This is a genomic window from Aureivirga sp. CE67 (assembly GCF_015767245.1).
Lineage (GTDB): Bacteria > Bacteroidota > Bacteroidia > Flavobacteriales > Flavobacteriaceae > Aureivirga.
In genome coordinates this window covers 1-1,510 of the sequence record NZ_JADOTV010000021.1, presented here as the reverse complement: position 1 = coordinate 1,510, position 1,510 = coordinate 1, and the positions used below count along the sequence as shown (strand labels likewise).

Genomic DNA, 1,510 nt, shown 5'->3' with positions numbered 1-1,510 from the left:
GCGGGGAGGTAAAACACGCAACTCCAAGCAAATTTTAAATTTTCTTACTCGGGATGATTTAATATTACTTGATTAGTAGGGGTGTTCTACCTCCTCCCCCTTCGGGTACTCCTCCTGCAAGGAGGAGAGCTGTTTGAGATTTTATAATTAATTAAAAAATCCCAAAAAATAATATATCCACAACCCTAATAATTCCCCTCCTTTTAGTAGGGGTGCCTGAAAGGCGGGGAGGTAAAAAACACGCAACTCCAAGCAAATTTTAAATTTTCTTACTCGGGATGATTTAATATTACTTGATTAGTAGGGGTGTTCTACCTCCTCCTTCTTCGGGTACTCCTCCTGCAAGGAGGAGAGCTGTTTGGGATTTTATAATTAATTAAAAAATCCAAAAAAATAATATATCCACAACCCTAATAATTCCCCTCCTTTTAGGAGGGGTGCCTGAAAGGCGGGGAGGTAAATACACGCAACTCCAAGCAAACTCATAACAGGGGTGCCTGAAAGGCGGGGAGGTAAAAACACTAAACCCGAACCTTCCCCGTAAGCAACTGCTGCATTAAACCTTTTTTAAGCTCCTGATACTGTACTTTTTTTGCCTCCAAAACCTCTATTTTAGTATCCATACTACTTAAAATTTCTGCTATTTTTTGTTGTTCTGGGAGAGGGGGAAGCGGTAGTTTAAGTTTTCTTAATTGAGTTAAACTAATAAATGGTTGATCAGATCCAATAGATGTTTTTTTAACAAAATCTAAAAGTAACAATGAAGATAGGTAGTATATAAAATCATAATTATAACTTTCTTTGACTATAATTTTACCAACTCTTTGATATAATATTGAAGGTGTATCTTCTTTTTTTACTCTACCGATTTTCAGTTTATTTCTAGTTATAGGTCTATTAAGAGCTAGTAAAATATCTCCTTCTTTTAATACTAAATTTTTATATTTTTTTTCAAAATTAAATGGAATGTAAACTAATGAATCCCAAAAAATTTTCCCATGACCAACATTATCAATTCTTAAAAGCTTAAATCCTTTTTCAGAATAATCACTTTTTTTAAATCCAAATCCAGATATTATATCTAATTTATTTGAAAATTCCACAACCTCCCAATCCACAGGAATCTCCCCAAGAGGTGAATTTTTAAAAGCACTATGCCCAATACCTTTACTAAGCAAACGCTGCATCATTCCTTTTTTAAGTGCTTTGTTGGCTTGTATTTGCTCCGAAATATTTTCGATTTTGGCATCTATAGTACTTAGGATTTCTGCTATTTTTTGTTGTTCTGGGAGAGGAGGAACAAGTATTTCTATATTCTGAATTATTATTTTTGATAAGCTAGGGACTCCAGTAGCTTCATTATATTTTCTCCAATTAATAGCTTGAAATAATAAACATTATCACGATTAAAATTGTATAAGATAAAAAAAGACTTCAAAAGGTTATAGTTTTGTTTCTACCAAAAAATAATCCTAAACCTCCGAAGTCTTGAGCAAATTTAATTCATTAT

1 protein-coding gene and 1 pseudogene are annotated in these 1,510 nt (G+C 33.1%); both read right to left on the bottom strand.

All coding sequences use genetic code 11. The features are described 5' to 3' along the window. Window positions 1-521 precede the first annotated feature (521 nt). Window positions 522-1,190: a restriction endonuclease subunit S gene (locus I0K12_RS18075; protein WP_196889548.1), complete on the bottom strand. Its 669-nt coding sequence runs from the start codon at window positions 1,188-1,190 to the stop codon at window positions 522-524. Window positions 1,191-1,229: 39 nt separating this feature from the next. After that, window positions 1,230-1,379 (bottom strand): annotated as a pseudogene (locus I0K12_RS22240) (restriction endonuclease subunit S); the annotation flags it as partial. Between the last annotated feature and the right edge of the window lie 131 nt (window positions 1,380-1,510).

Bases quoted from the DNA above. Each gene is read 5' to 3' on its own strand.
- I0K12_RS18075 (WP_196889548.1), bottom strand. From the start codon at position 1,190: ATGATGCAGCGTTTGCTTAGTAAAGGTATTGGGCATAGTGCTTTTAAA.